5 protein-coding genes are annotated in these 11217 nt (G+C 36.1%); 2 read left to right on the top strand and 3 right to left on the bottom strand.

Annotated features, from left to right (window positions below; all coding sequences use genetic code 11):
- Positions 1-1219: DNA repair protein RecN (locus F6K22_RS16925; RefSeq protein WP_293100047.1), on the bottom strand; the 1219-nt coding region annotated here is incomplete at its 3' end.
- Positions 1220-3684: 2465 nt separating this feature from the next.
- Here F6K22_RS16925 and F6K22_RS16920 point away from each other — a divergent pair.
- On the top strand, positions 3685-5046 hold the full coding sequence (locus F6K22_RS16920) for a hypothetical protein (RefSeq protein ID WP_293100044.1): 1362 nt from the start codon (positions 3685-3687) through the stop codon (positions 5044-5046).
- A gap of 20 nt (positions 5047-5066) precedes the next feature.
- Here the strand turns inward: F6K22_RS16920 and F6K22_RS16915 are convergent, their stop codons facing one another.
- Together F6K22_RS16915 and F6K22_RS16910 are read right to left on the bottom strand one after the other, a co-directional pair.
- On the bottom strand, positions 5067-5294 hold the full coding sequence (locus F6K22_RS16915; protein ID WP_293100041.1) for a hypothetical protein: 228 nt from the start codon (positions 5292-5294) through the stop codon (positions 5067-5069).
- Positions 5295-7277: 1983 nt separating this feature from the next.
- Positions 7278-8444, bottom strand: coding sequence for a SpoIID/LytB domain-containing protein (locus F6K22_RS16910; protein WP_293100038.1), 1167 nt, complete (start codon positions 8442-8444; stop codon positions 7278-7280).
- A 1164-nt stretch (positions 8445-9608) separates the two neighbouring features.
- On the opposite strand from F6K22_RS16910, the gene F6K22_RS16905 reads away from it, so the two are divergent.
- Positions 9609-10538 (top strand): ribonuclease Z, encoded by a 930-nt coding sequence (locus F6K22_RS16905; protein ID WP_293100035.1) that lies wholly within the window; start codon positions 9609-9611, stop codon positions 10536-10538.
- The last annotated feature ends 679 nt before the right edge of the window (positions 10539-11217 follow it).

The following is an 11217-nucleotide window of genomic DNA, read 5'->3' as shown; positions in this document are numbered from 1 at the left end:
AAGTAATTTGTACCTGAAATTTTACTTTCTCCATAGCAAGAGGTTTTAGTTCTTCTACCAAATGTGTTTCTAATTTAACAGCAGCATTATGACGCTGCACACTAAGTTCGCTACATTTGTTTTGTAATTCTTTTTGAGCTTCCAAGTATACTTTTTCTAGTGCTTCGAGAGACTCTCCTCCTTCAAGTAGTTCTTTAAGTTCTGCTTGTATTTTGTGATAATAATTAATAGCTTCTTCTAGGGTAGGACCATATTTGCGACAAATTTGTTTAAGTTCTTGAATTCTTTCTTCTACATCCTGCAATCTTTGAGGATCTGCTTCTAATTGCTCCCCATAACTGCTAATTTGTCGGCTAGCTTCAATAACTTGAGCTAGAGCTTCACTAATCATTTCTGATATAGGTTGTAATGTATAATCGTAGTTTACCATATCATTTAATATGGTTTCTGTTTCTCCTAAAAGGTCTGCTGCTGCTGAATTATCGCCTTCATTTTGATATAGAGCTTGATATATTTGATAACTTTGATGTTGAAGTTCAACTGCATGACTAAGACGTTGACTTTCTTGTGTTAGTTGTTCTAATTCTTGAGGTTCGCTAAGATTAGCTTTATCTAATTCTTGTACTTGGTATTCTAATAAATCTATTCTTTGTAAACGTTGCTTCTCTGACTGGCGACGGTTTTCTAATGCTGCTTTGGCTTTTTGAGCTTTTTGATAGGTAATATTTACTGCTTCTCTACATTTTAGTAGGGGATGACCACCATATAAATCAAGCCATTCTCTTTGGAGATTAGGATTTCCTAATTGTAAAGTTTGGCCTTGAGCTGTAATTTCTACTAGGCGATCGCGAAGTTGGTCCATTATTTTCCGGTTAACTAGGATGCCATTGACACGAGACCTTGTCCGTAGGGAGTCTTGGGCTACAATAATTTCGCGACTACAAACTATTAATGCACCATCTACTGGATCTATTTCTTGACTACTTAACCATTCAGCTAGAGATGGGTTGAGTTCAAAGGTTGCTTCTAGGGTGGCTCGTTTAGTTCCTGTTCTGATGATACGGCGATCTATTTTAGCACCTAGAGTGGCATTAATAGCATCTAGGATAATGGACTTACCAGCACCTGTTTCACCTGTGAATACATTTAGACCGGAGCCTAATTCTAAGTCTAGATGGTCTATGAGGGCAAAGTTATTAATGCAAAGAGATATTAGCATTTATTCAAGGAAGGAATAGGGAATAAGGAATAAGGAATAAGGAAGAAGTAATTAAGAGAAGATTAAATGTTTGCCTTTGACTTTTATCCTTCCTCTTTTGAGCAAAGCGAGTTAAGTCAAAAGTCAGAAATAATTTTTTAGTTTATAGTTTGAATCCCCAATTTTCCTGGAGGTCTTCAAAATAAAATTCTAATTATAATAGATACATCAAAAGAACAAGTTAAGGTCATGCTTGATGTTCTTCTGACTAAAGATTATTTTTTCTATCTTTGGCAAAACCTCATTTCATCAGACTAGCAAAATCTGACAAATTAAATAGGGTTTATATATTATCAATTGCCGGAATTATTTGTTTGCAAAAGATTATTTTGACAAGTTTTATAACCCTGTTTAGGCACTTTATTTTGTAGTCTATTTCTAGTAGAATGATATTCTAGATGATGGCTGGATGAATATGAGTCAGTTTTCCAATAATTTTTATATAGTTGTGCTATCTACTCTAGATTACTATTAATAATCAGTAATCACCATAATTTTTATCGTGTTTTAACAAAGATTTTCTGTATGAGTAACAATATAGTTGCTATTAGGACTAAAATTGACTGAGTTATAGCATTTTTAAATCTGGGTGAGATACACAAGTTTTTGATTTTTGGCAACAGAGAAAAGAGGGAATCGAAGAGATAATAGGGATAAAAAGAGGGAATCGAAAAGAAAGGTACTATTTCTCATTCTTTAGAGAATCACTATATAAATGAGACTTTGATAGATATTTTTCAATAACTTGCTACCGATAATTGATTTTAGCTAACCCTCTTCAGAGGTAATTATTAATTATTATAGCGGTTTTCATGTTTCATAGAATACAACTATTTCTGCAATTTATTAAACTTTAGGTATATATAGAATTTTTACTGTAGTCAACATGAGTGAAAACCGCTGTAATTGTTGAAAGATAATTGACATGAGATAGAAGAATTGGCTTGTAGGATTTTTGGGCTTGATAAATTATATTTAAACTATCTAAATATTAGGAGAGTAATACTATTTATCTGTAACAATGCACTTAATAATTCTTACCCAGACTTGAATTTTACTGACAGCTGAATGTTGTTGAAGTTAGAAGTCCGTAGGGGCGAATGACCATTCACCCCTACATTCTTGTTGTGAGTATATTTGAGAAGAGCGAGAATCTCCGCACCAGTAATGGCGACTGCTATATCTTTTATTAAGTGCAACTTCATGGAGAAATGATATTAGGTGTTTCGCTGCGCGACATGAAACCCGTAGCGGTGCGTAGCACTATCGCCACTGAGGCAGTTTATCTAAAATCTAAAAACTAAAGCGCAATAGTTAAATTAATCATCAACTAAACTCAGGTGGGTCGATCGCTTAGCAGTGCGTAGCACTATCGCCACTGAGGCAGTTTATCTAAAATCTAAAAACTAGAGCGCAATAGTTAAATTAATCATCAACTAAACTCAGGTGGGGCGTTTCGCTGCGCGACATGAAACCCGTAGCGGTGCGTAGCATTATCGCCACTGAGGCAGTTTATCTAAAATCTAAAAACTAAAGCGCAATAGTTAGGGGTTGCACATTAAAGAATGATAATAGATTTTCAACTGTACATATATTGAGGAAAGAATTATTCAAAAATATCTACTTTCAGATTTCATCATTCCTGATTGTGCAACCCCCAATAGTTAAATTAATTATCAACTAAACTCAGGTCAGGCGTTTCACTGCGTTTCATGTCGCGCAGCGGTGCGTAGCACTATCGCCACTGAGACAGTTTATCTAAAATCTAAAAACTAAAGCGCAATAGTTAAATTAATCATCAATAAAAATGAAGCTCTTCCATTTCTTTGTAATAATGCACTTAATAATTTTTACCCAGACCTGAATTTTACTGATAGTTGTTATCTTTTATTAAGTGCAACTTCATGGAGAAATTGTATAAGTAGAAATGTTAGATAATTAATGTCTCTACTGTCATAATTAATATTGATTTTAGATCTATTTATTTCGATGTTTTGATAAGTTATCGTGACAAATTAATTACACATCTATACAAACTGAATTATTGGCATTTTAAAGATGGCAGAGAATGAGAATAGTTCATTAATGGATAATGGATAATGGATAATTACCTCTGGTTAAAACCGTTCGGGAATTGAATATAAGGAAATTCAAGAGCATTTTTATCGAGGGGAGATTGGATATGGCGTACTTCGGAGCGGCTCTGTCAAGAGCGGGAAACCTCGCCATCCCATCCTACGGAATGCTTCGCAAACGACCGCTTTTTCCCCTTTCAAGGGGAGGCTAATAAAGCTGAATAATTAATAATTAATAATTAATAATTATTAATTATTCGGTAAATAATTTTGTTTAGCTACTTATGTAGCTATTACTGATTTTTTGTCTATAATTTAAGTAGATAAATTAATTAAGTCTGAGGTAATGTTATGACTCCAAATCCTGCGATAATGAGAGCCGTAGAGAATTTGGACTACCGCGTTACTGTGGGAGATGTAGCAGCTCAAGCTGGATTAGATGTGAAAGTGGCAGAACAGGGATTATTAGCTTTAGCTACAGATAGTGGTGGTCATTTACAAGTATCAGAATCAGGGGAAATTGCTTATTTATTTCCTGATAATTTTAGAGATGTTTTACGCAATAAATTATGGCGGTTAAGATTAAGAGAATGGTGGGAAAAAGTTTGGCGGATATTGTTTTATTTGATTAGAATTTCTTTTGGGATTTTATTGATACTTTCTTTGGTAATTATAATGGTTGCTATTGCCATTATTGTTATTTCAATTAATTCTAGTAGCGAACGAAATGACTCTGGTGGTGGGGGTAATAATTCGGGTGGTGGAATGGTATTTTTCCCCCGGTTTGGATTTAATCCTTATTGGCTTTGGTGGTTTGATTGGGGATATTACGATCGACCCTATAGATATCAACGACAAAGGGAAAGACAAAGACAAACATCTCGAACTTCAGGCAAAGAAAACGAGATGAATTTTTTGGAGGCTGTATTTTCTTTTCTATTTGGAGATGGGAACCCTAATTACAATTTAGATGAGCAACGTTGGCAGGCGATCGCTACTGTAATTAAAAATAATCAAGGGGCGGTAGTTGCGGAACAAATTGCTCCTTATTTAGATGATTTAGGAAAAGGATATGCTCTGGAATATGAGGAGTATATTTTACCAGTATTAATTCGTTTTAATGGTCGTCCGGAAGTTAGTCCAGATGGTCAAATTGTGTATCATTTTCCTGAGTTACAAACAACAGCAAAAGAGTGGCATTCTCAACCTGTTTCTGCTTATTTGAAGGAAAAACCTTGGCGGTTTAGTGAGGCAAATTCTGGTCAAATAATGTTAGCAACTGGATTAGGTGCTGTTAATTTTGTTGGTGCTTTAGTTTTGGGTTCGTTGTTAAAAGATGGTACAGTGGTAGCTCAGATTGGAGGATTTATTAGTTTTGTTGAAATTATTTATCCTTTGCTATTGGCTTATGGTATTAGTTTTTTAGTATTACCATTAATTCGTTATTTTTGGGTACAATGGCGTAACGGTAAAGTTAATAAACGGAATCAACAAAGGCAAAACAGGGCTATTGCTTTAAACCAGACTAATAATCTGTTAAGTCGGAAAATTGAGTATGCTAGAGAATTTGCCAAAGAAACGATTATTAGTAATCAAGATTTAGCTTATACAACGGAAAAGAATGTGCTAGAACAGGAGGCTGAACAGACAGATAAAATTGATGCTGAATGGCAAAGAAGATTATATCAATCAGATGCTGAAGATATTAGCTGAAATTCTTAAGTATCGATAGTTTATATTGTAGTTTTAGGACGTTTAAATATGAGGTAATTATCGTCAGATTTTGAGTTATGACTAAAAGTTACTAATTCCCATCCTTCATTACCCAAATGATTAACTAATTCATACAATGTTCTGTCTTTCCATTCTCGCCGTTCTTTACCGTTTATATATATGTTAATCAGTTTATCCCCAAAAGGATAAGGGCTTGCTTCTACTAATAGATATTCCCACTTTTGCATTTGTTATCTAATAATATGGAACCATTTATGCGAAAATTTTTCAGAGGTGCGAGGGCAAAGATAATATTATAGTAATTAACAGGTCGTATATTAGCTGTCAGTTTTTTTCTCCCTAATATTACCTTGGCTTCAAGGCTGTTTAATCTACTTAATTAATATACCAAAGCCTAACTTTATATATAGCAGTTATCAAGTTAATAAAATAGATATATTTTTTGCCTTTTCCTCATTTCAGTTGTTTTTTATCTCAAATAAAGATATAAGAGGCTGTTTGTAAAATAAGTCGAATGAGAGCATACGAGTGACTAAAATCTAAAAGCGATAGTACTTCAAGAGATTGAAATTTGGTAGATACCAGAGGTGGAAAGATATAAAAGATATATATATTCCCAGATTTTTAACTGACAAATAGTTGTCTTGATTTCTTCCTCCCTCCATACCTGTTCCCAGTTAAGTGTTCCCTACCTCCTTTTTATATTTCCTTTACAAACAGTCTCTAAGACTTTACTTATCCGATCAATAATTGAAACCAAGTAAATTTCCGCACTTAAAAATGTACCATGTCTAATGGAGTATTCAGGATAAATTTGGCAAAAAATTACTTTCAGAAGGCAAAAAAACTGAGTAAGACCAGTTTCAAAAAATATTGCTAGATTAACTTTTTTTTAGCAGGAGTCAGGATTCAGGACAAGGGAGAGGTCAGCTTGATAATTATGGTCAAATTAAATTTGAGGGCTGGTTTTTCCCTATTCCCAGATCGGGTGTTCCCTATTGTCTATTTCAAGTCAAAATTGAAAAAATTATAATTGATTTTGACAACTTTGTATATTTCTAATTTATAGCACTTTTGACTTGAATTGAACAAATAACTTCAGCTATAATTACCTTTAAACTAAAGTATCTGGACTCTATATAACCCATTTTGGCTCTATTGATGTACTTAGGCATCATGTAAAAATAAGTTCTACAAATTTTATCTAAAATAAATTGTGAAATCTAGCTTACATAAAAAAAAATGTTCAGGTTATTCTTGCCAATGGATAATTGATAATTGATAATTAATCAATTCGGCTTTATTGCCTTCTATTTCAAGAGAAAAAGCGGTCGTTTAGCTTCGCGACATGAAAGGCGTTTGCGGAGCATTCCGTAGGATAGCTTTCCGTAGGATGGGATGGCGAGGAAACCTCGCTTGCCTCCAATCGACCAAGAGAAAAGAACAAGTGATTTCCTTAGATTCAATCAAGTACGGTTAAAACCCGAGGTAATTATCCATTATTCATTATCCATTATCAATTAATGAAACGACTCCTTAAATATAGGGTAGATGGAGAGATAGGAAGATAGTGAATATGGGGTATTTTTCTAACTGCTTGGTGCGCGTTCCCTTGCGCTGTGCAACGGTGAGTGCATTGCGTTGGGCGGGTTTCCCGACAGTCACGCAACTGCCATTCGCGTAGCGTCTCTGAAATAGATACCCGAAGGTCGTGGGGTCGCAGGAGCTTTTTTCCCTATTAGACATAGGCGTGATAATCAAAAATCAAATCAATCCCATACGGATAAATCATCAATTCTTTCCCCCTACTCCCCTGCGGGCGATTCGCGAATCGCCCCTACTCCCCACTCCCTCTTTTGCGGAGAAGTCTATTCTATTTCTCGCTCTCCAGACTTCTGACTCCTGAGTTCTGACTCCTATGCCAAAAACCCGCAACACGTGCAAAGATACCAAATCGCTTCTATAATAAATGAAAACTTCTATAACTCCGCATTTGATGATAAATCTAGACTTGAAAAAACTGCTCAACAATTAACTAATCAATAAATTCTATATTCTGTAAAATTTATTTGTTTCGGAATGATTTTTGTGTTCTCCTGATGTAAATCAAGCTAATCTCTTTGTTTGTTGATACACTATCAGCTTCTGATATTTTTTTCAGACAATAAAAATAGAGTTAATTATTCAGGAGTATCACCTAAGTTTAAGTCTTAGCGGACATCAATTCTCGCTAAAGTTGCGCCTTGATAATAGTACAATAAAATCTGGTGGTAATTATATCCATTCCGAGCTAAATTATAAGCTCCCCATTGACTCATTCCTACGGCATGACCAAAACCTTTTCCAATAATTTGGAAACTGGTAGGGATTTTTTGACCTTCAGTTTTCTTCGCACTAACAGTAAATCTTGTACTTTTTAATCCTAAAGCTGCCGTAATATCTGTACCTTCAACAGTTTTAACCCCCGCATCTCCTAAAACTTTCATAGTAGTAACACTGCCGTGGGGAGTAGTAATCTGGGGTGTCATAGAAAGAATATTTCCAACTCCTGGGATTCGTTGCTTTAGTTCTGCTTGAGAAAATGATTCAGTCCATTCATAAACTGGGGCATCTTGGTCGAAGTCAGGAACAGCACGGAGGTAGGGCAGTGGGTTTGACCAAACATCTTCTACATTTTCTGTGTGTCCTCCAGAAGATGAATGAAATAAGGCCAAAATAATTTGACCATTGTAGGTAAGCACTTGGCCTTGAGTGGCATCAACAGCAGCGTAAGTTCCTGGAGATTCTGTTTTAATTCCTTGATAAACTTGCCAGAATTGGTCATTACCCAGATCATAGAAATTGTTGCTGTTTTCTTGACGTTTATTCAGGGCGTAAGACCGGGCAGCAACGGCCTGAGCTTTTAGGGCTTCTTGTGGCCAGTTGCCATTCATTTCTGCTCCAATAACACTATAGAGATATTCTTCAAAGTTTACATAGTTAATAGCAGTTATACCTCCTTTGTGGGGGATAAGATGGGTGCGGCCTCGATACCAGCGATCGCCTATCCACACATAACCTTCTCCTTTGGGTTCGATCCACATTTGACCGGAGACCCAGTTGGCCAAAGCTACTTTTCCTGATTGAAGTTCTGCTGCAAAACCTTTAGTTGGTTTTAATTCACCAATTGCTCTACCTGCACCGTCTCTAACTATGGCGTTTGTGGAACTCCCTACTTTAACTTCTTTTACCCCTTCTTGAATGGCAATTCGCAAAACTAGGGAGGCTTGGGCAGGGGCAATCATTAGTACCCATGCTAGAATAGATATCCACCAATAGTGTTTTAATGGTTTATTAGTACGAGTAATAAAAGAAATAAACAATAATCCAGAACTCATATTTGTTTAATTTTTGATTTTTAATTTGGGATAACTAATGTAGGAAAAAGCCAAAATAAATATAATAATTTGACCTACTACTCAGCCTAAGGATATGAAGATTCTCATTCAAAGCATGATTATTGCTTAGGTAATAGGACTTACTGAATCAAGTTGTTAATCAAAAGCCATCCATTACCCACTACCCACATATTTCTTAACGTAAAACTTGACAAAAGAGATAAATTATGTGTTTGCCATGAAATTGATATTTCGGGAGAGTCAACGTATTTAAAACCTATTCAATTAGATTTAATTAGAGACTTTTCCGTAATTTTACTCTCTTTATCCCCCCCATCTCCCTATCAGAAAAGGGTTTCAAGATTTATGGATAAAGCATAGCCTATTAAAGACGGGGGAGCTAGCCGAATTTTTCGCTAAAATTTTATAAATAAAATATTCACAGTGTGATTATACTTATACCGTTTATACCGTTTTATGGAACTCAAAAGTCATGCATTAAGATTTTATAGACTCAAAACTTTTATGCCACAGTAATTTCAGGAAATTATTTCACATTTAAAGTTTGAAACTATTTGTGACATCTTTAAAGTGAATTGGTATTATCACATTTTTTTAGTTTATCAGAATGTTTACTTTTATCACTGCTCTCTCTTCCTAAAGGATCGTCGGCATCAATGCCAATCAATGTTGCGCTTTTAGCAGGAATTTGCTAGGCCAGATAAGATGGCTGGACTATAAATGTTTAGTGGAGCAGTCGGATTGACGACGTAATTTGGAACGCACCTTTAAACCAGAAAAAGGTTCGGCTATGGAGGTTAATTAACTATTGTTGATTTACTAATCTTTATTAACATAAGTTCATATATTGATATATATTTATATAGTTATACCGACCGAGTTGTATAGATTATGCTAAAATATGACAAACAGAGTAGTTTGTGGTGTCAAACCAGGCCACTAAGTAACCGCTATCCTGATAAGTTACCCCTAGCATGGTCAAGTAATTAAAACCTCTGCGCACGCCGATAACCAAGGCGACGTAAGTATTTAAAAGGGTCTACAGGTTTTCTTGTAGACATTGGGAGATACCCCCTCAGCAGGTTAATCTGCCTGTGCATTGTTAGCAAATGTTAGCACTCATAGTATCGGAAGTTTTAGGTTTTGCAGATAACTTTTCTAGGAACCAGTTCTGGTGTCCCAACACGATCGCGTAATGTTTCGAGTATTGCTTTACGTCTGCCTCAACGGGCTGAATTATGGTTGTTTGATTGTGGTGAAGGAACTCAACATCAGTTTCTCCGTAGTGAACTTAAGGTTAGTCAACTCAGTCGTATTTTTATTACCCACATGCACGGAGACCATGTTTTTGGTCTGATGGGTTTGTTGGCTAGTTGTGGTTTGGGGGGAAATGTTAAAAGTATCGATCTATATGGTCCACCTGCCTTAGAGGATTATCTGCAAGCTGGTCTTCGATACTCTCAAACTCGTTTAGCTTATCCAATTAAAGTTTATAAGAGTAGACCTGGTGTTATTTATGAGGATGATGAGTATGTTGTTAGTTGTGGTTATTTGAAACATCGGGTTACTGCTTTTGGTTATCGGGTAACAGAAAAGGATCGACCAGGGCATTTTAATGTGGAAAAGGCAAAGGCTTTAGGGATTTCCCCAGGCCCGATTTATGGGAAGTTGAAACGGGGTGAGTGGGTTACTTTATCTGATGGAAGGAAAATTAATGGAGCTGATTTATGTGGCGCACCCAAAATAGGTCGGAAGTTTGTTTATTGTACTGATACTGTATTTTGTGATGGGGCTGTAGAATTAGCGCAGGGAGCCGATTTACTTATTCACGAGGCTACTTTTTCTCATCAGGATGCTGAAATGGCTTTTCAAAGATTGCATTCTACTTCAACTATGGCGGCACAGGTAGCTTTAGCTGCGGGTGTCAAGCATTTGATGATGACTCATTTTAGTCCTAGGTATGCTCCTGGAAATCAGATTTTGTTGGATGATTTGCTACAGGAGGCGCGGGCTATTTTTCCTAATACTGATATGGCTTATGATTTTCTAAGTTATGATATTCCTAGAGTATAGAAATTTTGGTAGTGCGTCAAGGAAGTGTTGTCTGCGGAGGGCAGGGATACCCTCGGAAGCAGGAGGAATAATTGTACCTGTATCTTTTTGTGCAAGTCTGCCTTTAGTCCTAACTTTTTGGTCTTAAAGGCTGAAAAATTTGCACTTTTTTGCCGACAAAAATTACAAAAACTCACTTGTATCACTGCTTTCAAATTATATTGGTCAGCCCTACTTACTTATCCCACACTTTGTCATTTGCACAACCGAAATTTTCTTAAGTGTGTTTGCGTAGCATTCGCAATAGACATCATCCCGACGTTGCGCTTACACGACAAAGCGGGATTTCCCTAAAATAACCTATAAGGGCTTTCTGTTTCTAACGCACCTGCCTGCAAAGCCCTTCCCTCTTTTCGGTCTTACGGTCGCTCTACAGACTGACACTGCTAGCTCAAAAGCCTTAATTTATTTACTGTAGCATACTATCGTAAAAAGCGCAAAATTAATTGGTTTTGTTCCCGACGCTCCCCTTCCCCCCTTTTTTAGCTATGCTTTATAAACATCTTTCTTAAGTGTGAGACCTTGGATGCCAATTGGTTGTCCTTTAGTAATTCTTGTTCCTTTTCTTGGTGGCGAACCTTGAAGTAAATGACCCATTAACCAATAATAATTAGTCCCATCACACATAAGTTCAACTATC

The sequence above is a fragment of the Okeania sp. SIO2F4 genome, from assembly GCF_010672385.1.
In the GTDB taxonomy this organism is placed as follows: Bacteria; Cyanobacteriota; Cyanobacteriia; order Cyanobacteriales; family Microcoleaceae; genus Trichodesmium.
Note: the sequence above shows the minus strand (reverse complement) of the source record. Positions and strands in the feature narration are given on the sequence as shown.